Source organism: Runella sp. R5_40, assembly GCF_057652295.1.
In genome coordinates this window covers 236,531-261,432 of the sequence record NZ_JBYFCH010000006.1, presented here as the reverse complement: position 1 = coordinate 261,432, position 24,902 = coordinate 236,531, and the positions used below count along the sequence as shown (strand labels likewise).

The window sequence follows — 24,902 nt, the reverse complement described above, 5'->3', positions numbered from 1 at the left end:
ACATATTTTTAAATACTTGGCATTTCTTCGCTGAGTCGTTAACTTGCATCTTCAATATCAGCGAGTAAAACCCATGAAACTTAGATTTGAGGTAGAGGCGAAAATTGCTACGTTTCTCTTTTTTATTGTTGTCCTCTCAACCAACGCCCAGCGCTACGGCAACGAGTGGATTAATTTTCAGCAAACGTATTTTAAAATTCCTGTTGCTCAAAAAGGGCTTTATCGTATCTCCACCAACGAACTTCGCCAAGCGGGGGTTCCTGTTTCGACCCTCAACCCTACCTCCATTCAATTGTTTTTTCGGGGTAAAGAACAGGCTATTTTTATTCAAGGCGAGAGCGATAATAAGCTGGATGAAACCGACTACCTTGAGTTTTACGGGGAAGGAAATGACGGCACCCAAGACTCGTTGCTTTACTTACCTCACAGCGCTCAACCGCACAAACTATACAATCTTTATTCTGATACTACCGCTTATTTTTTGACGTGGCGACTCGACGGGCAAGCAGGTAAACGCATGGGTTTTTATCAGGAAAATCCGACACCAACGCTCACCCCTGAGCCTTATCACCGCGAAGATTTGTTGGTTTCCAACATTGCAAGTTACAATTACACGGGCATGTCGGAAGGCTTGATGTATCCTTTAGGTTCGCCGAGTGGGGCACAAAATTCTTTTTATGATTATGGTGAAGGATGGACGGGGCCAGAAATTTCCATCAACAAACGAAACCAACGGAGATTTGCCCTCGAAAATCCCGTCCGAACGGCTTTTCAGCCTCAACTTGAGCTGCATTTGATGGGCCGCGACCACCGCGCTCATTTTATCGAAATCAGCGTTGGAAGCACGATCAATGCCAATCGGTTGGTGGATACGGTTCGGTTTAGTTACCAAAATGCGTTGTTGGTTCAGTATCCTATTTCATTTTCGGACGTGTCGCTCGACAGCAATCGTATTTCAATTGCCACGGTTTCAAGAGGCGGTTTTCCGAACCAAGCCGAAGATGTTTATAGCGTGACTTATTATCGCCTCCGCTATCCCCAACGTTTTGATGTGCTCAATACTCCTCAGAAATACTTTTACCTTTTACCCAACTCTCAAAACAAATCGTACCTCGAAATTGCCAATGCTACCGCTGCCACACGCTTATTTGACATCAGCGATAAAAACAACGTAGGTCGTGTTGGTTCAACCTTCGAAAACAGCATCCTAAAAGCCGTAGTGCGTGAAACCGCTTCTGAAAAAACGCTTTTTACCACGCGCCTCCCATTGGCCGTTCCGAGCATACAGCGCGTTACGTTCCGCAACATTGACCCAATCAAAGCCAATTATCTGGTGGTGACGCACCGTAACCTTATCAACGTCGCCAAACAGTTTGGTGGCTACCGAGCGTCTGTTGCAGGAGGGAAATACGACACCCTCACCGTGCAGATGGATTTGCTCGTTAATCAGTTTAATTATGGTGAATTTAGCCCTTTGGCCGTGCGTCGTTTTGTACAATTTATGGTCGAAAAAGGGAATCCCAAGTTTTTGTTTATTGTGGGACGTACCCAGCAAATCGACTTTAACCGTACCAATTCTAACCTTGCGAATGTGGACATGGTGCCAACGTTTGGATGGCCTGGCTCCGACAACCTTTTTTCGCACGGTTTAAAGGGGCAGCCCTCGCTCGTGCCCGCCCTTCCTACGGGGCGAATTTGGACGGATAATCCACAGGAAGTGCTTAACTACTTAGAAAAAGTAAAAGAGCACGAAGCCACGCCCATGAATGCGCTTTGGCGAAAAAACATTCTGCATTTGAGCGGCGGCACCAATTCGTTTGAGCAAGGACAATTTTTGGGTATCATGGAGTCTTTCAGGAAAAAAGCCCAAAAGGAATTTTTAGGTGCCAAAGTAACGACCATCACCAAAAAAACCGACGAAGCCATTGAGTACGTGGGCATTACCAACGAAGTCAACGAAGGGGCAGGGATTATGACGCTGTTTGGGCATTCGGCCCTCAACGTCACCGATATTGATTTGGGCATGGTGTCCAACGACGTGTTTGGCTACCGTAACAAAGGGCGTTATCCGTTAGTATTTGCCAATGGCTGCGTGGTTGGGAATTTTACATTTGGGTACAGCCGAACCTACGCCCAAGACTGGATTACGACCAAAGACCGCGGAGCCATTTTGTTTTTGGCACACTCCAACGTGGCTTATGTGTATTCGCTGAATGATTATGCCAATACCTTTTATAACGTCATGCTGGGTGATAGTACCAACTTCAATCGTCCGTTTGGGGAGGTTTACCAGCAAATTATCCGTAAAACGTTGGCGCTTTACCCCGAAGACCCTACGTACCAAGCAGATGCCCAACAGATGACGCTTCAAGGCGACCCAGCCGTGGTGATTTTCCCCACCCAAAAACCTGATTATGCTGTTAACAGCCAAAGTGTTTTGGTTCAAGGTAAAAACGGAGCAGCTGTTTCTGCGTTTAGTGACTCGCTCAAAATCAAGGTGGTAGTAGCGAATCTGGGGCTTTATCGCAACGAAAAACTACCCCTTCGCCTTACCCGTACTACCCGCGACGGAGCTGTTTCGGTCTATGGCGCTACCTTCTCGGCCGTTGCGTACCTTGATACACTTACCTTCAGCCTTCCCCACGACCGTAGCCAAAGCGGGTTGAATCGCTTTGAGGTTCAAATTGACCCCAATAGCGTTTTGGCCGAGACCAGTCGTACGAATAATGTAGCTGCTGTTGAATTAAGTTTGCCCGTTGCAGGGGCTTACCCTTTGTTACCTGCGGAATATTCCGTGGTTTCAACGACCGAAAATAGCCTACCAACCACGCTGCTGGTTGCCCAGCAAATTGATAATAGTAACCGAAATTATACCATTGAAATTGACACGACTGCCCGTTTTGACAGTCCTTTCAAACGTACCCAAGCCGTCGCGGCAACGGTGCTACCAAGTTGGAAAGTAACGCTTCTTAACCGCGATTCGACCACCTATTATTGGCGCATTCGCTACGGCGACCGCCCCGCAAGCAGCGACAATGTCTGGACTGAAAGTTCGTTTACCTTTGTCAAAAATGGCGGAGAAGGTTGGGCACAGCGTCAGCCTCCTCAGTTTACCAAAGCTACTCCGTTGGAGGTAAATTTATCCGTCAATACCCAACCTACTTGGTCGTACAAGACCCTTTCCACCAACGTAAAAGCCGTAGTGGCAGGAAGTTCCGTCGGGGCTTTTAATGAGGGTTACAAAGCGTCACAATTATCCATCAATGACATTTTGTTGGTGGTGGAAGGCAACTGCACGACTTTTGACCAAATCGACAACTGGCGACCTGGTGCCAATCTTGCCGTCACGGCACTTCACCGCGACAACCTGCAAGCGTATTCAGTGATGCCCAGCCGTAATTGCGGAAATCCGCCGTACGTTATGAACACCCTCCGCCAACGCGAGATTGTAAACGATAAACTCTTTAGTAAATGGGTGGATGCCGTTCCTGACGGTGATTGGATTGTGCTGATGACGCTCAATGGTATTCAATTTGATTTATGGCCTGCCTCAGAGCTTACTAAACTGACTGAGCTGGGACTGACGCAGGCGAGTATGGCACGTCTTCAAAGCCCTTATTTGCTGATTGTTCAGAAAGGAGCCAAACAACCTGCCGTTGAGGTTGTCCCAGACCCCAATGACCTCGCTCCGAGCCTTAGGACACTTACATTGGATAACTTTACCTTAAAAAGTAACAGTGGAAAAGGGCAAATTACCTCTTCGTTGGTTGGGCCAGCTAGTCAATGGAAAACGCTGAACTACAAAACAGAGCCGCTCATTTCCAACCAAACACAAGCGACCCTAGAAGTGATTGGAATTTCCCTCAACGGTGCTGAAAAGGTTTTAAAAACGGGCGTAGCCACGGGGACAATTTCTCTCCAAGACGTTGACGCCACTACGTATCCTTACCTTCGTTTAAGGCTTCAACTGGCCAATAATGATGCCCGAGTGAGTACACCTTTGCAATTACGAAATTGGTGGGTCAACTACACACCCGTTCCCGAAGGAAGTGCCACCGCAAGCCTGAATGGCGCTCTTGAACGTCAAGAAGGAGAAGTGGTTTCAGTCAATGTTTCGTTCAAAAATATCTCTCCCGTTGCTTTTCGCGATTCGCTGGTTGTTCAGCAAACGATTTTTAGCCCCACAGGTGCGCCCCAAATGAGTGAGCGAAAGTTGGGGCGCCTGCAACCCAACGAAGAAGCAGCGTTTACCGTTGCAATGCCTACGTTGGGGAAAGGCGGCGATAACCGTTTGTTGGTAACAATAAACCCACGCCGTCAGCCTGAGCAAAACTACGATAATAACACCATCAATCTACCGTTTACGGTTGTCCCTGACCGCTTTGCTCCCACACTCGATGTGTTTTTTGACGGACAACGCATCCGCGACGGAGAAGTAGTTTCGGCTACACCAACGATTTTGCTTCAGCTCAAAGACGAGAATCGTTTTCTTTTCAAAAGAGATACGTTAGGCATGGATTTGTTTTTACAACGCCCTTCACAAACCACCTTCCAGCGCGTTGCTTTTTCTAGCTCAGTCCTTCGATTTGTGCCCGCCGATAACCAAAATGTAGCTCGAATTGAATTTCACCCCGCTTCCCTTCCCGATGGGGTGTACACCCTTCGTTTTCAAGGGGCTGATGCTACTTTAAACCGAACGGGCGTTTATCAAATCAGTTTTCGAGTGATAAACGAACAAAAACTTGTTTCGGTAGAAGCTACTCCCAACCCAGCGAATGACCTTATTAAAGTTTCTTTTACGGTTTCGGGCAAAGAAAACCCCACTGAAGCAACGATTGCGTTGGTAGATATGACGGGGAGAATCTTCAAAACCGCTTCGTTTGTGCCTCGGGTTGGGTTTAATGAATGGATTTGGACAAACACCACCGACCTACCCGCAGGAACGTACGTGTATCGGGTGACTGTCAAGAAGAACGGAGAAGATATTCCTGTTGCCGACGGAGTCAAGACAACAGGAAAAATCGTGGTAATTCGCTAAAAGTTAGAAGCGAGTTTCGAGGTAATGAGGCAACATTTTTCGCCATGACGGCCAATCGTGCGGAATATCGTACCCCCAAACGTCTAACTCATGTGGGATATTTTTGGAGCTCAACACGCTCGAAAGGTAACGTGATGAATCGGGATCTTCGTAACTGCCCGAGCCCGTGACGATATGGATGTGTTTACTCGCACGATACTTTGCCAAATAAGCTTCATCCGAAAGGTTTCGCAAATAATGAACAGGCGAGTTGAAATAGACATTGTCGTCGTAGTGTCCTTTGGTATAAGCCGTTAGGTCATAGCACCCACTCATGGCAATCACTCCATTAATCAAATCAGGACGGCGAAAGAAAAGGTTGGCCGAATGTAACGCCCCAAACGACGCTCCTGCCGCAATAATCGGCGTATCAGGGCTTGTTTGGCTTTTGATGTATGGAATCACTTCGTTGAAAATATACTCATTGAACTGCTGATGACGCACGGCTTTGTCGCGTCCGCTCATGTGATTGTTCAACCAACTTTCAGTATTGATACTATTGACCGAAAAAACCTTCACTTTTCCTTCGTTGATAGGTTTTGCAATCGTATCAATGAGTTGAAAACGTTCGTATTCAAGGTAATCAGCGGCGGCGGTTGGAATCATCAATAGAGCAAATCCGTAGTGACCATACACCGCGATTTCCATGTGTTTATTGAGCGATGGGCTGTGCCATCCGTCTAAAAAACGTTGCATATAAAGACCTTAGTCGTTTGTTTTAATTGCAGATTGAATTTCTACTACCACCGACACCTCTACCCCCACAATATCAGCGATTTGCTCTATCGTCAGTAGGTTTGATTGTAGCATTTTAGTAATAATTCCTCGTTGCTTTTGCTGCATCCCTTTTTCCATCCCTTTTTCCATTCCTTTGCGGTAGCTGTAGAAATCTTCCAGTGAAATATCTGTGATTGGCATATCTTCTAAAAGTTTTAAGGTTGTCTCATCTAAATTACGGATTCCTGATAAAATTACCAACTGGTTGGCATACCGCCCCAAAGAAAAATGGTTAGGCTCCAATTCTTGAAGTTTTGTAATAATGCGATGCGCAACTTCAATGGGTGGAATATTTTTAAAGTTTGCTAAAATAGCCAACAATACCTCCTCAGGCGAAGTACTATTTAAAAACAGTTCATAGTCGAAAGCTTGAAGGCTACGTTGGTTGTACTCAAATTGACAACTACCAAAATCATGCTTTACTTCCCATTTATCACCTCCATTTTTTGTAAGATAAACGATGTACTGTCGTACTGGTAAACGATATTTTCGTAAAAGAAGTGCATAATATTCCAGCATTCGGTAAGGCATATCCTTATCCAACGCTGTTTGAAACTCCAAATGAAGTAGGTAGGGTTCAGAGCCATCATTTGGTACGACTTTCTTCAAAAAGTCAGGTTTTCGTTCTACCGTCAACTGAATATCATCGGGTAATTCGATTAAAATATCAACATCAATTCCAAGCACTTTTCGGGCAAGAAATGGAATCAAATTTTCGATATTTTCTTTGAAAATCTTGTCGTAATCGTTTGCCACAGGTTCAAGTTTGTTGTTTTACTCAAACAAAATTGCAAAAACCAGTTAATGTTCCCAAATTCGTCCCCTTCCCACTTTTTCGCTTGATTTATGCTTATTTTTTCCATTGGTATATATCTTCTTATTAACGTAGCCGTCGGTTTTTGGGCGTCTCGGCGAGTACACAGCACCCAAGATTTTGTGTTGGCTGGGCGCCGTTTACCTATGGGACTGGCCACAATGGTTACCTTTGCGACTTGGTTTGGTTCGGAAACCATGATGGGGGCTCCCAAAGAATTTATCGAAGGCGGTTTCCTAAATGTCATTGAGGAGCCTTTCGGCGCGGCCTTATGTTTGATACTTGTAGGTATATTTTTTGCCCGAACTTTTTATCGTTGGAACATCATTACTTTTTGTGATTTTTTCCTGATGCGTTTTGGCAGAACGTCGGAATTTGTCTCGGCGATAATGATTATCCCTTCTTATTTTGGTTGGATCGCTGCTCAGTTTGTCGCCATGGGCATTGTGGGGCAAGTGGTATTTGGGCTGCCCTTGAGCACAGGCATCTGGGTTGGCGCCATCCTCGTTATGTTCTATACGTTTATGGGCGGGATGTGGTCGGTATCTATTACTGACTTTTTACACAATATTATCTTAATTTTTGGGCTTATCATTTTGGCCATTATTCTCTTTTCCAAAACGGGAGGAATCGCTCCTGTCACGAGCCAACAGCCTGCTGATTTTTTCCGCATTACCCCCAAAGAAATGAGTTTGCAAAGCTACGCCGAATACCTTGCAGCGTGGATTACGGTAGGGCTAGGATCTATCCCCCAACAAGATATTTTCCAGCGAGTTATGTCGTCCAAAGATGCTGACACTGCCGTAAAATCTTCGATTTTTGCGGGAGGACTTTACTTAACGGTGGCGCTTTTGCCATTGTTTATTGCCTTGGCCGCCAAAACGCTTTATCCTGAATTAATGAACGGAGATACCTCCCTCATCATTCCCAACATGGTGCTTCAACACGCACCATTGTGGATTCAAATTTTGTTTTTTGGCGCCTTAATTTCGGCTTTATTGAGCACCAGTAGTGGCGCTATTTTGGCTCCTGCGGCAGTATTGGGCGAAAATCTTGTCAAACCCTATCTTCCTAACCTATCTGACACCCGCCTTTTGCTTGTCATTCGCTTGGGCGTTGTTTTCGTGACGTTTGCCTCTATTTGGATGGCCCAAACACGGCAGGATATTTTTGAATTAGTGGGAGAGTCGTCGGCCTTTAGTTTAGTTTCTCTTTTTGTACCACTTACTTTTGGACTTTATTGGAAACGCGCCAATGCCGTTGGATGTATGGCATCAATGATTCTTGGGCTTGTCGTTTGGGTGTTGTGCGCATTTGTATGGCATACGACGTTTCCTGCCATTCTCTACGGAACAGCCGCAAGCTTGTTAGGAATGCTTGTGGGGTCGTTGTTAACTAAAAAAAGGCTGGTTGATTTGCCCGACGTAGGGATGGGGCGGGCTGCCTAGTAATCCATCTTGAATGTATTGCCCAACGTTGGGGTAGAGGTTTAATTGGTGTAGCACATTCACAGGCTTCCAACAAATTTCTAGGGCTGTCGTCTCGTTGGGGTTGAGTCGCGGGATTCCTCCGATGATTTGTGCCCCAAAAACCACATGAAGCACGTCGTCTTTTTGGTGCGGTAACAGTACCTCCCCCGAAAAAAGCATTCCCTGAACTTCTGCCTCAATTCCCAGTTCTTCGCTTAGTTCGCGTTCAATCGTCTGCGGGAGGGTTTCGCCACGGTCGGGGTTACCACCAGGCAAAGCAAATACGTCGTTGCCGCTGTAGTTATAGCGCAGCAAAAGCAAATGGTTATTTTCAATAATAAGCGCCGCAGGCCGTACTTTCATAAAGAATCTATTTTGTTATTTTTTCGGTAGTAAGCAACCGAAAACACGGTTATTGCAACCGAGAACCCACTTTTATTCGTCATTCTACACTCCCTCACTCGTCATTCTACACTCCTTCACTCGTCATTCCTAATAATCTCCTCCAGCGCCTCCACCGCCAAAGTCTCCCCCACCAAAACCACCAAAGCTTGAACCACCGCCGCCGCCGCCGCTGTTGCCCCAGTTGCCCGACGAGCTACCCCAGCCTGTGTAGGTCGTGTAAGGATACCAGCCGCCGCCACGTCGGCTTAGGCCACCACCGCCACCGCCTTTATTGGCTTTGGAAATGATGATAATAATAATGATGACAATAATGATTAGGAAAATAATAACACCTAAAGGAAACTCTCCGTCGCCGCCCTCGGTGCCATCCGATTTGTATTCTCCCGCCGTGTACTTGATGATTTCATCCGTTCCTCGGTCAAGGCCACGGTAATACATTTTTTGTTTAAATTCGGGGGATATAACCGTCGAAATAATCCGTTTGGCAATTGCATCAGGCAACGCGCCTTCAATGCCTCGCCCCGTAGCGATAAAAATCTTGCGGTCGTCCGACGCCCACAACAACACTATGCCATTGTCTTTGTCTTTTTGTCCAACACCCCAACGTCGTCCCAGCTCAAACGCATAGTCGCCTGGAGGATACGGCAACGTTGATTTCACAATCACCACCGTAATTTGTGTCGAAGTGGAATCATTAAAAACCCGCAGTTTTTGTTCGAGGGTTTCACGTTCTGTCCCGTTTAGCATACCCGCATAGTCGTTGACCAAACGCCGAGGATTCATCGGTTCGGGAATATCTTGTGCCCAAACACGAATGGTACACAAGGTTATCAACAAAAGAGAAAAGAAATGACGCATTGGAAAAAAGTTACCCGAACGAAATATCGTCGGAGAGTTCGTTGATGTCGTTTGCTTGGCGAGGGAAAAACGTTTTCAGTTGCTCACCTGCCAACTGAATCCCTTGACTGAGACCTTCGGCAAATTCATTTTTTTTGAAATGAGCTCGCATTGTATCGCGCACATTGTTCCAAAAATTATCAGGAACGCGTTCGTTGATGCCTTTGTCACCCAGTACGGCAAACTTTCGGTCGTCTGTGGCCAAATAAAACAACACCCCGTTTTTCAAATCAGTACGGTGCATTCCAAGGTCCGCAAAGACTTGTTTGGCACGTTCGATGACATCGCTTTCGAGGCAATTGGTCTCGATATGAACACGTACTTCGCCCGAAGTCACCAGTTCTGCCGAACGAATCGCCGCCACTACTTGCTCTTGTTGGGAAGAAGTCAAAAGAAGAGACATGAACAATGTACGGTTTAGAGTTTACAAGTTTACGGTTGGAAAGTACATCTTCCCGAAAGTTTAAAACTTTCGGGAAGGTTGTTAAACTTTCGGGAAGGTTGTTTTTCAGAAAGTTTTGAAATTAGAACTTCACCGTAGGTGCCGTTTGGGCCGCTTGAGAGGCTTCAAAATAGCCCTTCTGCGCAAAGCCAAACATACCAGCAAAAATGTTGGCAGGGAACGTACGTACCGATTGGTTGTAGCCTTTCACCACTTCATTGAAACGGTCACGCTCTACCTTGATACGGTTTTCGGTGCCTTCCAACTGAGCTTGCAATTCCAAAAAGTTTTGGTTGGCTTTTAGTTGCGGATACTGCTCTACCGATACCAAAAGGCGCGAAAGAGACCCACTCAATTGGTCTTGAGCTGCCTGAAACTTCTGCATATTTTCAGGAGTCAATTGGTCTGGTTTCAACTGGATAGACGTAGCTTTTGAGCGTGCTTCAATCACTGCGGTAAGCGTACTTTTTTCAAAATCAGCCGCTCCTTTGACCGTATTTACTAAGTTAGGAATCAAATCTGCACGACGTTGGTAGGCGCTTTGTACGTTGGCCCACGCATTGTTGACAGTTTCGTCTTTGCTCACGAGGCCATTGTAAGTACTACAGCCGTACATTCCAAAAATGGCAAGGACGACAATGACAATTAATGTGGTTTTTGACATGGTTTTGTTAGGTTTTAGTTAACGGTTGCAAAGTTGTGTAATTCTAAAATTTCTGGTGGACTATTTACACCGATGGTTTCTTTTCGTGGCAAAATAGGCTTTTTACGTTTCAAAAAAATGACCAAGCCTAGTTTTTGGGGCTACCTTCGGCTCATTTACTCCATTTGATACACCATTTGTAAAATTCCTTCTAAATACTCCCGCGAGTTGCTCAAGCGTGGTACTTTATTTTGGCCGCCTAATTTTCCTCGACGCCCCATCCATTCATAAAATGTACCCGACGGAACATTGTGCATGAGCGGTGCCAACAACGCAAGGTCTTGATAACGCTTGGCATCGTAGTCAGAGTTCACTTCCCGAAGGCGTTTGTCTAGCAAGTGACAAAACTTTTGCCAGTCGGACGGTGCCGTACTAAATTCAATCACCCATTCGTGGCGGCCTTTACTGCCATCGTCCATATAGACAGGCCCTGCGGTGTAGTCATTGATCACGGCTCCCGTGTTTTCACAAGCAAAGGTGACGGCCTCGTCGGCGTTTTCGATGATGACTTCTTCGCCAAAAGCGTTGATAAAGTGCTTGGTACGGCCGCTAATTTTGATACGGAAAGGATATTTTGAGGTAAACTTAATGGTATCACCAATCTGATAGCGCCACAAACCACTGTTGGTCGAAATAATGAGCGCGTAGTTTTTATCCAACTCTACTTCATCGAGCGTAACGGCTTTGGGGTGCGGTTTGTCCCACTCTTCTACGGGTACAAATTCGTAAAAAATACCGTAATCGAGCATCAACAGCATTTCGCCTGGGTGGGCAAGGTCGTCTTGCACCGCAAAAAATCCTTCCGAAGCATTGTACGTTTCCATGTAGGTAACTTTGTCGCTTGGAAAGTATTTTTTCATAAACAGCTCACGGTAAGGCTGAAAGGCAACGGCTCCGTGGATAAATACCTCAAAATTAGGCCATATATCGAGCATGTGCTGCGCTCCACGTTCCTCCATAATGCGGTCGAGGAGTACAATCGTCCAAGTCGGTACGCCCAATATACTTGTCACGTTTTCGTTGCCACAGATTTCAGCCATCTTGACCAGCTTCTCCTCCCATTTGTCCATCAAAGCAATGTCGATGGGTGGCGTGCGAATGTAATCGGCCCACGCGGGTAAGTTACGCATAATCACCGCCGACACATCTCCCACCATTCCGCCCTCGCTGTTGAAGGGATTATCATGCAAACTCCCGCCAATCGACAACCCTTTTCCCTCAAAAACCAACGTTCCTGGACGGTTTTGGGCGTACAGCGTCATCACGTCGCGGCCACCTCGGTAATGGCATTCTTCCAACGATTCGGGCGTGATGGGCAAATATTTGCTACGGGCATTGGTCGTTCCCGACGATTTTGAAAACCACTCTACATCCGACGGCCAAAGGACATTTTGGTCGCCGTGCAACACCCGCTCAATCGACGGATACAAGTCTTCGTAACTCGAAATCGGTACGCGTTCTTGGTATTGTTTGATGGTTTGAATCGAATCATAGCGGTACTTTCGCCCCCAATCGGTGTAGCGAGACGCTTCCAGCAAATCGTGGAATACTTTGTACTGAACCTCGATGGGATTCGCCTTGAAGTGTTCGATACGCTCGGCACGACGCTTCATAAAAAAGACCATTATGTCGTTCAGTAGAGACACAGAAAATCAGGTTTTATTTTCTCAAACATAAATAAAAGCAATGAATCATACACTACCCTCCTAATAGGTTTTGGTAAAAATCAGGATTTCGGGATGCGATTCGGGTAGTCCGTAATAATGCCATCGACGCCCATGGCCTTCACTTTGTGCATTTCTTCGGTCGTATTTACCGTCCACGGCACCACTTGCACTCCCATCTTGTGCAGTTGTTGTACCCGCTCCGTCGAAAGTAATAAATAGTAAGGACTGTATATTTCGGGGGTGAACCCTAAATCCTCGACGTTTTTTTCAATCCCTTTGGCATTGGCTACCAGCGCCGACAAGGCTACTTTTTTGTACTTGCCCGCGTCGATTTGTTTCTTCCAATGTTTTAAAACGTTGAAATCAAAACTTTGGAGAACAATCCGTTCGGGTGGCAATTGAGCCATGATTTCTTGATAAACCAAGTCCGAAAACTCCGCAGGTTGAGGCTGCGACTTATCGTATTCTTTTTCTTCGCTCTTGATTTCGATGTTGTACAAGAAAATCGGCAGTTTGTTTTTAACTCGGTACGCCTCCACGGCCTCAATCATCTCGCTTAAAAGTGGCTTGTAGGTTTTCTGTTTTTGTTGTTCGGGAAAATTTGCGTTGCCATTGCTGCCCACATCGTAGCGTTTGATTTCGTCATACGTGAGGTCGTATAACACAATTTTGGGACTTTTTGGCACGGGTGTACCATCGGGTTTTATCGAAAAGTCGGCGTGAAAATAAGGGTCATGCGAAACGACTACTTTCTTATCTTTCGAAACAACGACATCCAATTCTAGGGTATTCACTCCGTAGTCGAGTGCTTTCAGAAACGCAGGAATGGTGTTTTCGGGCATCAATCCACGGCAGCCACGGTGGCCTTGCCAATTGAAAAGTGGCGTTTGGGCAAAGGTAACTTCCATACCAATAGTTAGGAGAAAAAAAAACAAAAAGCGGGGTTTCATCTGATTCGGGAACGTATGTCTTTACAAAACTAGGTATTTCTGCTTTATTTGTAGAAAAATAGGAAAATCTGCGGCAAGAACAAAATTTATATACCGCTACATTTTTTTTGAAAACTTTTTGCACCAAAAAATTATTCCGCTATTTTTGTAGAAGAAATACGCGTACAGCGAAAATTCGCAACACAATTTATGACATTACAACCTAATAATATTCTCGGTCTTCTCCTCACACAGGTCATGTGAGAAAGGAAACCTTTGTAGTAAAAAGGCCCTTTCTCACGTTGAGAAAGGGTTTTTTGTGAATAAAAACCCCAAAAGTCGAAATCTAACCAATTTATAATTTCTCTTTACACACAATGAGCCAAAAAGTCCAAATTTTCGACACCACGTTGCGGGACGGCGAGCAAGTGCCTGGCTGCCAATTGACAACCGATGAAAAGATTGTGGTAGCACAACAACTCGAAAAACTGGGTGTTGATATCATCGAAGCGGGTTTTCCTGTTTCGAGCCCTGGTGATTTTCGTTCGGTGGTAGAAATTTCAAAAGCTGTTCGTCAGCCTGTTATTTGCGCCCTTTCACGCGCCGTAAAAGGGGATATTGATGCCGCTGGAGAAGCCCTCAAATATGCTCAACGCGGACGGATTCACACGGGACTTGGTTCGTCCGATATTCACATTCAGCACAAATTCAACAGCACGCGTGAGAAAATCGTAGAACAAGCGATTGGCGCCGTAAAACACGCCAAGTCGTACGTAGAGGATGTAGAGTTTTATTGTGAAGATGCGGGACGTGCGGATGTGGCTTTCTTGGCACATTTGGTAGAGTCAGTAATCAAAGCAGGAGCTACGGTTGTAAATATCCCAGATACAACGGGCTATTGTTTGCCTAATGAGTATGGCGACAAAATCAAGTATATTTTTGAAAATACCTCAAACGCTCACCTTGCGACTATTTCGATTCACTGTCATAACGACCTTGGTTTGGCAACGGCCAACTCTTTGGCTGGTATCATGAACGGAGCACGTCAGGTGGAAGTAACGATGAACGGAATTGGCGAACGGGCTGGAAATACGTCGTTGGAAGAGGTGGTGATGGCCCTCAATGTACACAAAGAATTAGGGTACGAAACGGGCATCAATACCCAATTGCTTTTCCCTACCAGCCAATTGGTTTCAAAAATGATGCGTATGCCAATACAAGCCAACAAGGCGATTGTGGGGCGTAACGCGTTTGCACACTCTTCGGGTATTCACCAAGATGGTTTCTTGAAACATACCTTGAACTACGAAATTATGAGCCCTACCGACGTGGGCGTGGATAAATCAATGATTGTGTTGACGGCTCGTAGCGGTCGCCACGCGTTGAAGCACCGTTTGGAATTGTTGGGTTATACGTTCGATAAAGCAACGTTGGACATTATTTACAAGCAATTCTTGGACGTAGCCGACATCAAAAAAGAAGTAAACGACAAAGATTTGGTAGAGCTTGCTCGTGAGATAGTTGTTGCTGGTTAATTGGGTACTGGTTATCAGTTTATCCGAAAATCATTCCTCCCCCGCAGAATCACTTTTGCGGGGGTTTTGTTTTGTCATTTTTTTTAAAACACATAGAAAACAGTAGAATAAACACATAGAAAACATAAGATATTGTTATGTACCCTATTGTGAAAAATTCTATTGTGAACTATGTGTTTCCCAATTAACTATGACGAATATCCCCCAAAATCAAATCAGCGGCTTTTTCGCCAATCATAATGCAAGCGGCGTTGGTATTGCCCGCGATGATACGGGGCATAATCGACGCATCGGCCACCCGAAGCCCTTCGATGCCGTGCACCCGCAATTTGCTGTCCACCACCGCCATTTCGTCGTTGCCCATTTTGCACGTCCCGATGGGGTGATACACCGTTTCCAACAGTGTTTTGATGTGCAAAATAAGTGCCTCGTCGGAACTACGTTGAAGGGGAAGAATTACTTCCTTTCGCACCACGTCAAATGCCTTGGCGTCCATAATTTCCAGCGCTTTTTTCGTCCCTTTCAACAGCGTTAGCACGTCTTCTTCTTCGGATAAAAAACGTGGGTCAATGAGTGGCGCATCCAACGGATTTGACGAATGAAGCCCCACATAACCAACACTTTTGGGCTTGAGGAGCGTCGGCAAAATGGTAAAACCGCTGGTATGCGGAAAGGTATCAATGTTGTAAAAATCGGCTTTCCCGTCGTTGCCCATGTGAACTGGCGCAAAATGAAACTGGAAATCGACAGGGTCGGGGCCTGAATGAATTTTGGTAAACGCATTGGCTTCCAACGGACTAATCGTCATCGGCCCTTTTTTCATAAATACGTACTGCGCTAATCCCTTTACCTGCCCCCACACCGACAGATAATCGTTGGCGGTAGGCACATTCGCCAAGGCACTCACCCCCGTAAATAAGTGGTCTTGTAGGTTTTTACCCACCCCTGGAAAGTGTTTTTTAGCCTTTATTCCGTGCCTCTTTAGCTCGTCTTTGTCGCCAATCCCCGACAACATCAAGATTTGAGGAGAATTAAACGCTCCTGCCGACAAGATGATTTCTTTGTTGGCAAACGCTTTTTCGGTCGTATTTTTTCCCGTCAAAAACTCCACGCCTACCGCACGGTCATTGTCCAAAATGAGTTGAGTTGTGTGAGCAAACGTAATGACTTTCAGATTAGAACGCTGCAAAATAGGTTTCAAAAACGCCGTTGCCGTACTCCACCGTTTTTGGTCTTTGATGGTAAACTGAAACAGGCTCGTTCCTGCTTGTTCGGCACCGTTATAATCGGGGTTTTCGGGAATTCCTTTTTCGGCACAGGCTTTCACAAACGCCTCCGCCACGGGCGTACGATAGCCCGTCGCGTAGGTTACGTTAAGCGGTCCACCTTGCCCGTGGTACTCGTTGTGAATCTGCTCGTTATGTTCTGATTTTTTAAAATAAGGCAATACGTCTTCGTAACTCCAGCCTTCATTTCCAAGTGCTGCCCATTGGTCGTAATCGGCGCGGTTGCCTCTCACGTAGGCCATAGCATTGGTAGAACTACTGCCGCCCAATGCTTTTCCGCGCGGCAAATACATTTTTCGATTAAGTACATGCGGCTGAGGCTCAGTTTCAAATCCCCAATCGACCTCCGTACGATTGAGTTTGGAATAAGCCGCTGGAATATGAATTTCCATTTTTTTGTCAGGCCCTCCTGCTTCCAACAACAATACTTGGATCGCTGGATTTGCCGAAAGGCGATGCGCCAGCACACAACCCGCCGAGCCCGCCCCGATGATGATGTAATCGAATGTCATTTCCGTGAAAAGGGTTTATTTTTCAGGAAATGTACAATTTTTTATTGTAAATTTTTCAGTGATTTGCCCGAAAGTGTTACCTCACTGCTATCGGACTGAGAAGCCAATCGAATTTTCTTCACCGTTGCTCCCACGTCCTCCAAACCTGCTTTGTCCGCCAAGCTCACCGTCAACTGATTGATTTCGCTGCCCTCTACCAATCGGAGTTTAGAGATGTCTTCTACCCGTGCGTCAAGTTTTCCCCAAGTCCCTTTTTGCAGCGCACACACACTATTTTTCTTCACCAACAGCGACGCCTGCATGGGCTTGGTAGTAACGATACTGACGTTTGAATCATACAGCTCAATCGTGGGCATTTCGGAAAAATACAACTCACAAAAATCGACATCATCCTGCCGTCCCGTTACCGCTGAGATTTCGAGCGTATCGCCTCTTTTACTATAACCAAAACCTACCCGACGGTAATCGTGGCGAAAACCTGCTTTTTCTGCTCCTAAGTGCAACGTAAAGCGAATACCTTTGACTCTCAAAACTTTAGCCGATGCCTTTTCCTTATCAAAAGTGCGAAAAATCGTATGCGCTTTTTCTTGTTTGGCGGTCAGTTGTTCCAAATAGGCACTCTTGTACCCAAACACTAAAAGCGCCTGAACGACCAGCGTCACAACGACGGCTACGGTTAGCAATAGATTAGATGTTTTCATATTCGTAAAATCGTTTTTCGAGTTCTTCAAAACTCATTTTTAGTAAGCGAATTTGTTTGAAAAAAATCGGTAGTTCGTTTTGCACAAACGTTTCCTTGCGCCAGTTGAGGTAATTTTGTTCGCCATTAGGTGCTACAAAATACCCCAACCCACGCTTGGTAAAAATCACCTCTTGCGTTTGCAAAAAATCGTAGGTGCGCTGCACCGTATTGGGGTTTACCTCCAGCTGCACCGCCAACTCCCGAATGGATGGAATTTTGTCATCGGGTTTCCAACGTTGGGTCAGAATCTGCTCGCCGATGTGTTCGGCAATTTGCAGGTAAATCGGGATTTGGTTATGAAAATTCATGGCTGTTAAACTTCTTTTTCTTTGATTTTCAAGTACGTAGCTACCCACAAAATGACAGGCAAACACCCCATCCACCAAACCAAGTAGGGTAAGTCAAGGGTTGAACCAAATTGGAGATGAAGTTTGGAGATAGTTCTTACACTTGCGTATATAAACCCTGGATAAGGGGAGGTTTCCACTCTATCGGCATTTGGCAAAATTGCTGTTAGTGCTTTTTGCTGAAACACATAGAGAAGTGCTATCGCTCCTAACCCAATTGCCAATGTTTTGAAAAAACTATATTTCCTAAAAATCAAACTTCCCAACATAAACGCTCCCGAAATGCCGAAAACTCCAATTGCTAAACTTGTTTGAATTACATTTCTAAATGCCTTCTCATAATCCATTCTGATAATTACTTTAGGAAAGGTTGAAAGGATAAACGGGGTACCAAAGAACCACGTTACTCGCCATAAAATAGCCGTTATTATCAAGCTTAAAGGGATAGTAAGAAGCCAAGCGAAACAAAATCGTTCTAAGGGGGAAACGGGCAATGTTAGAGAAGATAAAGTTTTAGAAGAAGAAGAAAAATAAGAGTAAGCATAGCTTCCCGAAATCCAGGTGGCTATTACGGCAGAGTTAAAAAGCCCAGCAAAAGGGTTTAAATCATACCCTTTCAACTGGTCATAATAAAATTTATCCTCCAGTGGTTTACACAACAAATAAATGAATATCAGCTGCATTACCATAATACCTACGGCAAACAGCGCATACACTTTCCAGTTTTCACGAAATTCTTTTCGGGCATAGAGTCCGAAGCGTCGAATATCAAATAGGTCATTCATCATCAATAAGATTAATTTGTTTTAAAAAATCTTCTAAGCTCTTACTTACGCACAGTTGCACCGCTTCGCTCTGTTAATCGTCATTAGAAAGCTGATAGACAGCTGATTAGATTTTACTGATAACCGATAACTAATAACGGATAACTACTTACACTTCTCGTTCTTTCATTTTTAGAAACACGATGGCGTACAAACAAATCGGCAAACAAATTACCCACCAACACTGATAGAGGTTTTCGTAAATAGAGTGGATACGTTCGACCGAAATTCCCTCAGGGCTACGCACCGTAATCGTCGGAGGTACCCAAGGTGCGGGTGTAGGATACCGCAGTCCTTCGGCAGGGAATAATGCTCGTAACAAATACCCTTGCCCCCAATGAAGTACCCCAACGCCAGCGAGCAATAAAACTCCCATCGTTTTGAGGAAATTGAGTTTGCCGAGGGTCATTGCACCCAGCATAAAAACCGCCGAACCCGTCAAGATAAAAATAGAAAAGTAAGAAGCGTCGGCCCAGTAGGCAAAATCAGTGTTGATTTTTAAGGTAGGAAACTCTTCTTGCCATTGCTCAATGATTAGCAACCAACTTATTTTCCACACAAACGCGCAAACCAACATCGGCACGGGAAGCGACACCAACCACGCATACAGCAAACGCTCAAGGTTGGATACGGGCAAAAGCAACGTCCCAAAACGTTCGTCTGCTACCGAAAAACCTCTCAGGCTAAATCCACTGCTTACCCATACCATCATACCCATTGTTATCACCAACGAAGGGTAAATATCGATGGGAATATCTCGGTATTTTTCTGGCACTTTACTGCTTTCTGAGTAAATGAAAAAGGCCATTAATGCCACCATTCCGACTAAACCCAACGCATAGGCTTTCCAGTTTTCGCGTAACTCTCTCTGGGCATACCACCCAAATCGGCGAAGGTCAAACGTATCGTTCATCATTAGTGGAATTGAATGACTTCTTGGAACAAACTTTCGAGATTGGGCTGCGCGGTTGCCTCGGCGGCCAAGGCATTGAGGTCTTCGTTATAAACGATTTTGCCCTGATGGAGAATCAAAACGGCGTCTATCAAGCTATCCAAATCGCGCACTTGGTGGGTCGAAATCACGATGCAGCGTTCGTCGGTCATCGCCCCCGCTACCAACTTTCGGAAGGTACTTTTTGAAGGAATGTCCAAGCCATTGGTAGGTTCATCCATGAGTACCAGCGGTACTTGGGTCGCCAAAGCAAAGCTGATGACCACCTTCTTCCGCTGCCCAAACGACAGTTTAGAAAAAACCTGTTCGGCGGGTACTTGAAACTCTTTTAGGTATTCTAAATACAGCGATTTGTCAAAATTTGGGTAAAAAACGCCGTAGGTATCCGCGTAGCGCGCCGCCGTTGAATGAGGCAAATGAGGCTCATCGGCCACAAAATACAGCTGACTCATCAACGAAGGCTTGCGGTGGCGTGGCTCCTGCTCCAACACCTTGCACATCCCTCCTTTTGGAAAAACCAACCCTGCTAGTAACTTGAGCAAAGTCGTTTTACCCACCCCGTTTGCCCCCAAAAGCCCATAAATATGCCCTGGCTGCAAGTGCATTGTCAACCCCGAAAACAGGGGCTGCTTTTCATAGCTGAACGAAATAGCGTCTAAGTGAATCATGGAATCTTTGAGATTTAGTGTACTATTTAACTAATACACTACAAACATATAAAAACCTCTCCATACATGTCAATAGAGAGGCTTAATTTTTTTTAAATCTCCTGCAGAAGCACATCATCACCCATTGTTAGGGCGTGTTTTTCTGATGGGTTTGCCGTACTTTTTCATCATTTCCTTGGCATGGTCGCGGCGCACGTTTACTTTTTTGTTTTTCTCCGATTTGTCGTGAAATGCCCCACCAAACGATTCGCTCAATGCAATCTTGACTTGCGGGAGTTTCATCATTTGTTTCGGTTTTTCCTCTTCAATCAGTTCATCCGAAATTTCGAGGTGCTTGGGCAACGGCCGCATTGGAATTTCCTGCTGCATTAGCACTTCTACCTCCAACTGCTGTTCTTTCTCGTTTTCAGTAATAAAACTAATGGCCACGCCTTTTTTGTCCACCCGACCTGTACGCCCAATGCGGTGAATGTAGGTTTCGGGGAACTCTGGCATGTCAAAATTAATGACGTGCGACACTTCGGCAATGTCCAAACCACGGGCAATGACGTCGGTAGCAACCAAAATACGTGCTTCGCCTTTTTCAAAACGATTCACGGCCTCAAAACGCTGGTTTTGGGCTTTGTTTGAGTGAATAACGCTTAATTCTTCGCCAAACTCCACCGACAATTCGTTGTACACCAACTCAGCCAAGTGCTTGGTTGCCACAAACACCAACACTTTTGTCATGTCAGGGTCGTGGCCAAGGAGCAATGTCAACAAATTGATTTTGGTATAAAAATTGGGAACGTCGTAGGCGGTTTGATAGATATTATCCAATGGTGTTCCTACGGGAGTGGCCTCCACCCGCACGGGGCTTTCGAAGTAGCTGTTCATCAACGCCTCTACTTCATCAGTAATGGTCGCCGAAAAAAGAAGATTTTGGCGGCGTTCAGGCAGCGTATCTAAAATTAGTTTCAACTGCGCCCGAAACCCTAAATTGAGCATTTCGTCGGCTTCGTCGAGCACCAACCGCTTGATATTCTTTGGCTTCACTACCCCACTCGACAGCAAATCGACCAATCGACCTGGCGTAGCGACCAAAATATCAACACCGTTGGACACTTCAGCGACTTGGGGCTTAAAATTTACGCCCCCATACACACCCACTACGAGCAAGTTCATGTAGGTCGTCAGTTGTTTTACCGACTCCACGACCTGCACCACCAACTCGCGGGTGGGCACTAATATCACTAATTGCGGAGATTTCTCTTTGGAAAACTGAAACAGACGCAAGCATGGCAACAAGTAGGCAAAGGTCTTTCCTGTACCAGTTTGTGCAATTCCATATACATCTTTCCCTGACATGACCACTGGAAAAACCTTCGATTGGATAGTTGTGGCCGTCGTAAAACCCAAATCATCAAGGGATTTCAACAGGGATTTGTTCAGATTTAGTTCGTCAAACTTCATGTGGCTTATTCATCGTAATAAGCCACAAAGGTACGACTTATTTCTCAGTAAGATGCACTTCGGCCATCATGCAGCGGGCAGAACCACCCCCATTTCTTTCGATAATTGACAAATCTGAGTGGAGCAATACGGCATAATCATCGAGTTCATCCCGCTGTTTGGCCGTCAATGACTCAAACGCTTGCGTGGACATCACGAGCAGTTTTTCGCCCCGTTTGTTATATACCAATAACATATTTCCTGCGAAGCTGTTCATTTGTTCCAGCGTAATTTCTATCACCTGCTTACCCGTTTTTTCAAGCTCTTCACGCACGTACAATCGCTCGTCGGGGTCAGTGATGGCTTGTAAACAAACTACGGCAAAGGCGTCGCCTATGCACATAAGGACGTTGGTATGGTAAATTGCCTTTCCGTTGGCATCGGCCGCATTGAATTTCACAACGCTAAAGCCCGTTGCTTCCGAAAATGCGTCTAAAACCTCGGGATGCGTGCGCGGAGAAAGGCAGGCGTAGGCCATTTTATAGCGGCGATCGAGCACCATACTTCCTGTTCCTTCCAAAAACTTCCCTTCCTTTTCAAAATGGGTCAAATCAATGACTTCATCCACTTGAAAATGTTCTTTCAGGCTCTCAATAATGTCCATACGGCGCTCCAAACGGCGATTTTCAGCTTGCATTGGGTAGAGAATCACCTTGCCGCTTTGGTGGAATGAAACCCAGTTGTTTGGAAAAATAGAATCGGGCGTATAAGGTTCAGGCGTATCGTCGTACGTAATCACATCCACGCCTGCGGCTGTGAGTTGTGCTACCATGTTTTCAAACTCGGTCAAGGCATCTTGTTGCGCACTGTCTTTGGTTTGAGTAGCCAAGGCAGCGTCTTGAAACGCGTTGCTTTCGGCCGTTTCTTCATTAAACCCAAAACGCACAGGCCGAATCATCATAATGTGCGTGGTGGCTTGAGGTTGCATTTTGTACGACATACTACTCATCTCTAGTTGCTGATTTTTAGGAAAATAATTGGGAAACTTCAAATTGAAAATCGGGGACGACGGGCAAAGCCACAATCAAGTCGTTTCCTTTGTACGCTTTTGATTCATCAGGATTGGTATAGACGTATATTTTTTGCTGTTTTGGCGCAATGTACCACACCAACTCTCCTCCTGCGTCGAAATAATCCTGCACTTTTTCAATCACATCTTCAAACGACTCTGAATCCGACAAGATTTCAATGGCAAATCGCGTTTTTATTCGTGCTCCTTGCCGCATCTGTTTGATTTCATCCGCCGTAAAATAGGTCAAATCAGGCACTCGCTTGCGGGTTTGGCTTACATAAGAATCCGATTCAGGCATCAAAACATCTCCGCTCTGATAGCTTTTTGTCTGCGTAAAAATTCGTTGCAAAAAAGCCGCGATAAAAATCTCATCTTGTTTCATAGCCTCCTTTTGAATGATTTTACCATCTAAAAATTCAAAACTACCTTCCACCACGTGTTGGCGCTGCCAATTTTCAAACGCTTCGACTGTTTGAAGGTCGGTTGGTAATACGTCAGTCTGAACCAGTGTAGTAATCATAACTTGCTTGATTTTATCCTAAAGTTAATGATAAAGCCAATGAATCAAAAAGGCAGAGAGCTTAAAATCCATCTCGCAAAATAGGTAAACTCATGCAATGCGAACCTCCTCTCGCCCGCGAAAGCTCGGCTGAAGGCAGCATAATAAACGTATTTTGAATCGTTTCGGGCGATGAAATTCCTGCTTCAAATTCTTCCAATACATCTTTGGCCCGCACCGTTCGGAAGCCTTTGGCACGAAATGCTTCAAGGGTTTTATCGTTGCGATCGTAACCAATCACTACGCCGTCTTTAAGCGCCAACAAATTGCACGAATCCGTCCATTGTTCGCGGGCGCCAAACGGAAATTCGTTGTTTCCTGAATAGATAAACTCCACGGGCTCGTTGCACCCCAAATCGTTTTTGCTGATGTCGGTCAACAAATCTTCTAAATTCTCGATTTCGGTAGGTTTGTTTTCCCAGCCTTTGTTGAACTGCATAATTTGCAAACGATCAGGGTCTTCTTTCGGGGCAAAAAAGTGGAGCACATCCCGTTTTTTGGCTTCGTCGCCCTGACGAGCAATCGACCCTAGCAATACCCAAACGTTGCGTTTTACTTGCGTAAAAACCGTGTCGATGTGCATATAATCCCGTTTTTTGGGGATTTTCACGATGGTAATGGTATCGACTACGTTACGTTCAAACAACGATTTCATCACCTGCTGAGCTGCGTACAAGGTCGTGCGCTCGCTGCATCCAATCAGCAAATGCCGTGGTGCCACCATCATCACGTCGCCCCCTTCTAGCGTAGAACGGTGATAATCGCTTTTAAGCTCGTCTTCCGTCAACAAGAAATGGTGCTCATTATCAGGAATTTCGATGATATTGTTGCGACAAGCTTCAAACTGCGGGTGGTAAAAAAAGATGTATTGGGTCAACAGCGACTCCCGCGTACGAGCTGCTTTGGCGGGTTTATTGAGAAGCACGTGATCATTGATGACAATGCCAATGTCGCGCGTAAAAATGAAGTTGGGCAGCGGAGCAAAAATCATGTGAAGGTCGGGCAAGGACCCAGAAATCAAGATTTTCGCCAATTCAATCGGGTCGTATTCTTTGAGTTTTTCCTGAATCCGAAACGAACAACGCTCGACAGCACAAATCGAAGCAATGAGTTTTACCCGAATCGCGTCGTCTTCAAGGATTTCTGCCAATAATTTTTGGATATCAACAACTTTATCTGAGTTAAAATAAGCAGCACTTCCTGGTTTATAAAACAACCGCTCAGGGTCAGCATCTATCTCTTTTATTTTCCCTCTCACTTTTTCAGGGTCAAGAAAATAGAGTAAAATTTTAACATAATAATCATACTCTTCGCGGCGCATGGTGTCGAGGTGAACGATGTCCTCAAAAAGCCAGTCCTGCGCTTTAGAAGGAACAACCTTGCCCAAACCACGGTCGGGGCTGTGAATAAGCAATCTACGAAGCGTCCCTACTTCGGACGATACTCTGAGTTGGTTGTCGAATGTCATAAGGAAAACTTGGTGAAAGAGCTTGGTAAGCCGCGGTGTTTTTTGTTTTTTCGCAAAATACACTTTTGACCCAAAACAAAGGATTTACAAGGCAAAAAGACGTGAAATTCTAATTTTTGAAAAAACAATTCACTTTATTTCAATTTATTCAGTCATTTTGACCAATAAAATAAGGAGCATTTGCATCGGAGATGCGCAACATTTGTAGTCAGCGGGTTTTGAGAAACCCGCTGCACGAAGGGCATTTGCATCGAAGATGCTCAACGTTTGTAGAACCTGCCGCACGAATAAACATCATTTTCAAGCGTCGGAGATGCGCAACGTTT

At 45.4% G+C, this 24,902-nt stretch carries 21 protein-coding genes; 3 read left to right on the top strand and 18 right to left on the bottom strand.

The window, feature by feature from the left end; all coding sequences use genetic code 11:
- The first annotated feature begins 73 nt into the window (after positions 1-73).
- Positions 74-5,038 carry a putative type IX secretion system sortase PorU2 gene (porU2, locus tag AC23N5_RS13850; protein WP_487756041.1) on the top strand — a complete coding sequence of 1,655 codons (4,965 nt, stop codon included), beginning with the start codon at positions 74-76 and terminating at the stop codon, positions 5,036-5,038.
- 3 nt (positions 5,039-5,041) lie between these two features.
- Here porU2 and AC23N5_RS13845 read toward each other — a convergent pair whose 3' ends face one another.
- On the bottom strand, positions 5,042-5,773 hold the full coding sequence (locus AC23N5_RS13845; RefSeq protein ID WP_183971014.1) for an esterase family protein: 732 nt from the start codon (positions 5,771-5,773) through the stop codon (positions 5,042-5,044).
- A gap of 9 nt (positions 5,774-5,782) precedes the next feature.
- Positions 5,783-6,610: an RpnC/YadD family protein gene (locus AC23N5_RS13840; RefSeq protein WP_487756040.1), complete on the bottom strand. Its 828-nt coding sequence runs from the start codon at positions 6,608-6,610 to the stop codon at positions 5,783-5,785.
- A gap of 90 nt (positions 6,611-6,700) precedes the next feature.
- Here AC23N5_RS13840 and AC23N5_RS13835 point away from each other — a divergent pair, with 90 nt between their 5' ends.
- Positions 6,701-8,116, top strand: a complete 1,416-nt coding sequence (locus AC23N5_RS13835) for a high affinity choline transporter 1 (RefSeq protein ID WP_487756039.1) — start codon at positions 6,701-6,703, stop codon at positions 8,114-8,116.
- Here AC23N5_RS13835 and AC23N5_RS13830 read toward each other — a convergent pair.
- From AC23N5_RS13830 to AC23N5_RS13805, 6 genes are all read right to left on the bottom strand, one after another.
- The gene (locus tag AC23N5_RS13830) at positions 8,060-8,500 is read right to left on the bottom strand and encodes an NUDIX hydrolase (RefSeq protein ID WP_487756038.1); all 441 of its coding nucleotides are present in this window, start codon (positions 8,498-8,500) and stop codon (positions 8,060-8,062) included. The two genes, AC23N5_RS13835 and AC23N5_RS13830, sit on opposite strands and share 57 nt — an antisense overlap.
- Before the next feature lie 129 nt (positions 8,501-8,629).
- Positions 8,630-9,400, bottom strand: a complete 771-nt coding sequence (locus AC23N5_RS13825) for a TPM domain-containing protein (protein ID WP_487756037.1) — start codon at positions 9,398-9,400, stop codon at positions 8,630-8,632.
- A gap of 10 nt (positions 9,401-9,410) precedes the next feature.
- Positions 9,411-9,842 carry a TPM domain-containing protein gene (locus AC23N5_RS13820; protein ID WP_183971009.1) on the bottom strand — a complete coding sequence of 144 codons (432 nt, stop codon included), beginning with the start codon at positions 9,840-9,842 and terminating at the stop codon, positions 9,411-9,413.
- A gap of 121 nt (positions 9,843-9,963) precedes the next feature.
- A complete protein-coding gene (locus AC23N5_RS13815) occupies positions 9,964-10,545 on the bottom strand; it encodes a LemA family protein (RefSeq protein WP_183971008.1) in 582 nt (193 codons plus the stop codon).
- Positions 10,546-10,700: 155 nt separating this feature from the next.
- On the bottom strand, positions 10,701-12,230 hold the full coding sequence (locus AC23N5_RS13810; protein WP_487756036.1) for a GH3 auxin-responsive promoter family protein: 1,530 nt from the start codon (positions 12,228-12,230) through the stop codon (positions 10,701-10,703).
- Between the two features lie 80 nt (positions 12,231-12,310).
- Positions 12,311-13,159: a glycerophosphodiester phosphodiesterase family protein gene (locus AC23N5_RS13805; RefSeq protein ID WP_487756035.1), complete on the bottom strand. Its 849-nt coding sequence runs from the start codon at positions 13,157-13,159 to the stop codon at positions 12,311-12,313.
- 398 nt (positions 13,160-13,557) lie between these two features.
- On the opposite strand from AC23N5_RS13805, the gene AC23N5_RS13800 reads away from it, so the two are divergent.
- Positions 13,558-14,715 carry a 2-isopropylmalate synthase gene (locus AC23N5_RS13800; protein ID WP_183971006.1) on the top strand — a complete coding sequence of 386 codons (1,158 nt, stop codon included), beginning with the start codon at positions 13,558-13,560 and terminating at the stop codon, positions 14,713-14,715.
- A 184-nt stretch (positions 14,716-14,899) separates the two neighbouring features.
- On the opposite strand, the gene AC23N5_RS13795 is transcribed toward AC23N5_RS13800, so the two are convergent.
- From AC23N5_RS13795 to AC23N5_RS13750, 10 genes are all read right to left on the bottom strand, one after another.
- On the bottom strand, positions 14,900-16,513 hold the full coding sequence (locus AC23N5_RS13795; protein WP_487756034.1) for a GMC family oxidoreductase: 1,614 nt from the start codon (positions 16,511-16,513) through the stop codon (positions 14,900-14,902).
- Between the two features lie 41 nt (positions 16,514-16,554).
- Positions 16,555-17,214 (bottom strand): hypothetical protein, encoded by a 660-nt coding sequence (locus AC23N5_RS13790; RefSeq protein ID WP_487756033.1) that lies wholly within the window; start codon positions 17,212-17,214, stop codon positions 16,555-16,557.
- On the bottom strand, positions 17,201-17,563 hold the full coding sequence (locus tag AC23N5_RS13785; RefSeq protein ID WP_487756032.1) for a GntR family transcriptional regulator: 363 nt from the start codon (positions 17,561-17,563) through the stop codon (positions 17,201-17,203). Before AC23N5_RS13785 ends, AC23N5_RS13790 begins: the two co-directional genes overlap by 14 nt.
- A gap of 5 nt (positions 17,564-17,568) precedes the next feature.
- A complete protein-coding gene (locus AC23N5_RS13780; protein WP_487756031.1) occupies positions 17,569-18,390 on the bottom strand; it encodes a hypothetical protein in 822 nt (273 codons plus the stop codon).
- Positions 18,391-18,535: 145 nt separating this feature from the next.
- Positions 18,536-19,342, bottom strand: coding sequence for a hypothetical protein (locus tag AC23N5_RS13775; RefSeq protein WP_487756030.1), 807 nt, complete (start codon positions 19,340-19,342; stop codon positions 18,536-18,538).
- Positions 19,342-20,046 carry an ABC transporter ATP-binding protein gene (locus tag AC23N5_RS13770; protein WP_487756029.1) on the bottom strand — a complete coding sequence of 235 codons (705 nt, stop codon included), beginning with the start codon at positions 20,044-20,046 and terminating at the stop codon, positions 19,342-19,344. Before AC23N5_RS13770 ends, AC23N5_RS13775 begins: the two co-directional genes overlap by 1 nt.
- A gap of 117 nt (positions 20,047-20,163) precedes the next feature.
- Positions 20,164-21,498 (bottom strand): DEAD/DEAH box helicase, encoded by a 1,335-nt coding sequence (locus tag AC23N5_RS13765; protein ID WP_183970999.1) that lies wholly within the window; start codon positions 21,496-21,498, stop codon positions 20,164-20,166.
- 37 nt (positions 21,499-21,535) lie between these two features.
- On the bottom strand, positions 21,536-22,465 hold the full coding sequence (ctlX, locus tag AC23N5_RS13760) for a citrulline utilization hydrolase CtlX (protein WP_487756028.1): 930 nt from the start codon (positions 22,463-22,465) through the stop codon (positions 21,536-21,538).
- A gap of 37 nt (positions 22,466-22,502) precedes the next feature.
- A complete protein-coding gene (locus tag AC23N5_RS13755) occupies positions 22,503-23,069 on the bottom strand; it encodes a Uma2 family endonuclease (RefSeq protein ID WP_487756027.1) in 567 nt (188 codons plus the stop codon).
- Between the two features lie 61 nt (positions 23,070-23,130).
- Positions 23,131-24,576 (bottom strand): arginine deiminase family protein, encoded by a 1,446-nt coding sequence (locus AC23N5_RS13750; RefSeq protein WP_487756026.1) that lies wholly within the window; start codon positions 24,574-24,576, stop codon positions 23,131-23,133.
- Between the last annotated feature and the right edge of the window lie 326 nt (positions 24,577-24,902).

Excerpts from the sequence above, each read along its gene's own strand:
- porU2 (WP_487756041.1), top strand. The coding sequence starts at position 74 with ATGAAACTTAGATTTGAGGTAGAGGCGAAAATTGCTACGTTTCTCTTT.
- AC23N5_RS13845 (WP_183971014.1), bottom strand. The coding sequence starts at position 5,773 with ATGCAACGTTTTTTAGACGGATGGCACAGCCCATCGCTCAATAAACAC.
- AC23N5_RS13835 (WP_487756039.1), top strand. The coding sequence starts at position 6,701 with ATGCTTATTTTTTCCATTGGTATATATCTTCTTATTAACGTAGCCGTC.
- AC23N5_RS13830 (WP_487756038.1), bottom strand. The coding sequence starts at position 8,500 with ATGAAAGTACGGCCTGCGGCGCTTATTATTGAAAATAACCATTTGCTT.
- AC23N5_RS13825 (WP_487756037.1), bottom strand. The coding sequence starts at position 9,400 with ATGCGTCATTTCTTTTCTCTTTTGTTGATAACCTTGTGTACCATTCGT.
- AC23N5_RS13820 (WP_183971009.1), bottom strand. The coding sequence starts at position 9,842 with ATGTCTCTTCTTTTGACTTCTTCCCAACAAGAGCAAGTAGTGGCGGCG.
- AC23N5_RS13815 (WP_183971008.1), bottom strand. The coding sequence starts at position 10,545 with ATGTCAAAAACCACATTAATTGTCATTGTCGTCCTTGCCATTTTTGGA.
- AC23N5_RS13805 (WP_487756035.1), bottom strand. The coding sequence starts at position 13,159 with ATGGAAGTTACCTTTGCCCAAACGCCACTTTTCAATTGGCAAGGCCAC.
- AC23N5_RS13800 (WP_183971006.1), top strand. The coding sequence starts at position 13,558 with ATGAGCCAAAAAGTCCAAATTTTCGACACCACGTTGCGGGACGGCGAG.
- AC23N5_RS13795 (WP_487756034.1), bottom strand. The coding sequence starts at position 16,513 with ATGACATTCGATTACATCATCATCGGGGCGGGCTCGGCGGGTTGTGTG.
- AC23N5_RS13790 (WP_487756033.1), bottom strand. The coding sequence starts at position 17,214 with ATGAAAACATCTAATCTATTGCTAACCGTAGCCGTCGTTGTGACGCTG.
- AC23N5_RS13785 (WP_487756032.1), bottom strand. The coding sequence starts at position 17,563 with ATGAATTTTCATAACCAAATCCCGATTTACCTGCAAATTGCCGAACAC.
- AC23N5_RS13780 (WP_487756031.1), bottom strand. The coding sequence starts at position 18,390 with ATGATGAATGACCTATTTGATATTCGACGCTTCGGACTCTATGCCCGA.
- AC23N5_RS13775 (WP_487756030.1), bottom strand. The coding sequence starts at position 19,342 with ATGATGAACGATACGTTTGACCTTCGCCGATTTGGGTGGTATGCCCAG.
- AC23N5_RS13770 (WP_487756029.1), bottom strand. The coding sequence starts at position 20,046 with ATGATTCACTTAGACGCTATTTCGTTCAGCTATGAAAAGCAGCCCCTG.
- AC23N5_RS13765 (WP_183970999.1), bottom strand. The coding sequence starts at position 21,498 with ATGAAGTTTGACGAACTAAATCTGAACAAATCCCTGTTGAAATCCCTT.
- ctlX (WP_487756028.1), bottom strand. The coding sequence starts at position 22,465 with ATGCAACCTCAAGCCACCACGCACATTATGATGATTCGGCCTGTGCGT.
- AC23N5_RS13755 (WP_487756027.1), bottom strand. The coding sequence starts at position 23,069 with ATGATTACTACACTGGTTCAGACTGACGTATTACCAACCGACCTTCAA.
- AC23N5_RS13750 (WP_487756026.1), bottom strand. The coding sequence starts at position 24,576 with ATGACATTCGACAACCAACTCAGAGTATCGTCCGAAGTAGGGACGCTT.